The organism is Delftia sp. ZNC0008, from assembly GCF_000799035.1.
Classification (GTDB): Bacteria; Pseudomonadota; Gammaproteobacteria; order Burkholderiales; family Burkholderiaceae_C; genus Comamonas; species Comamonas tsuruhatensis.
Map to the genome: position 1 here is coordinate 1 of NZ_JTKZ01000953.1, position 1,055 is coordinate 1,055.

The following is a 1,055-nucleotide window of genomic DNA, read 5'->3' on the forward strand; positions in this document are numbered from 1 at the left end:
TGCGTCTGCCCGAGTTCGCCGAGCCGCTGCGCGCCTGCGCGCGCTGGCTGCTGGACGCGGGAGCCGACCCGCTGCAGACCGTGGGCAATCGCTGGCCGCCGGCCTCGCTGCAGGCGCCCTCCGAGACCGAGCGGCTGTCAGCACTCTATGGCGCAGCAGGCCAGAACCATGATGCGCAACTGACGCAGATGCTGCTGCAGGCCGGGGCCGACCCCAACGACGGCGAATCGCTCTACCACTCTCTGGAAGGCACGCCGGCCAGCCGCGAATGCACGCGGCTGCTGCTGCAGGCGGGCGCGCGCGTGGAGGGCAGCAATGCCCTGTTCCGCGTGCTGGACATGGACGATGTGCAGGCCCTGCGCCTGCTGCTGGACCACGGCGCCGATCCGAACGAGGACAACGGCCAGGGCGAATGGGGCCGCCCGCTGCTGTGGGCCATACGCCGGCTGCGCTCGCCCGCCCACGTGCAGGCCTTGCTGGATGCAGGAGCCGACCCGGCCACCCGCACACCGCAAGGCCTGGGCGCCGCCCGCCTGGCACGGCGCTTTGGCCTGGCAGACGTGGCCGTCCTGCTGGAACAGGCCACGGGCGCTGAAACCGCCACGCCCGAAGAACAGTTCGTTGCCGCCTGCGCCATGGGCGACCGGGCCCGGGCCGGAGGGCTTCTCGCGTCCCACCCGGGTCTGCTGCAAGGACTGTCTCACGAGCAGCTGCGCATGCTGCCCGAACTGGCAGCCCTGGGCCGCTTGGAGGCCGTGCGCTGCATGGTGGAACTGGGCTGGCCCATTGCTGCGCGCGGCGGCGACTGGGATGCATCCGCACTGAACCAGGCCGTTTTCCGTGGCGATGCCGCCATGGCGCGCTTCCTGCTGGAGCACGGCGCACAGTGGACCGAACGCCACGCTTATGGCGACAACTGCGCAGGAACCCTGTGCTGGGCATCGCTGAACCGGCCCGAATCCACGGAACCCGGCGGCGGCGACTGGCTGGGCTGCGCCCAGGCCCTGCTGGACCACGGCATGCCCCTGGCCAGGCCCGACCCCGAGGCGCCCGGC

1 protein-coding gene is annotated in these 1,055 nt (G+C 72.0%); it reads left to right on the forward strand.

Annotation, left to right across the window (positions count from 1 at the left end):
* Positions 1-1,055 (forward strand): ankyrin repeat domain-containing protein (locus L995_RS30705; protein WP_047475241.1); only part of this gene is annotated, 1,055 nt, incomplete at both ends.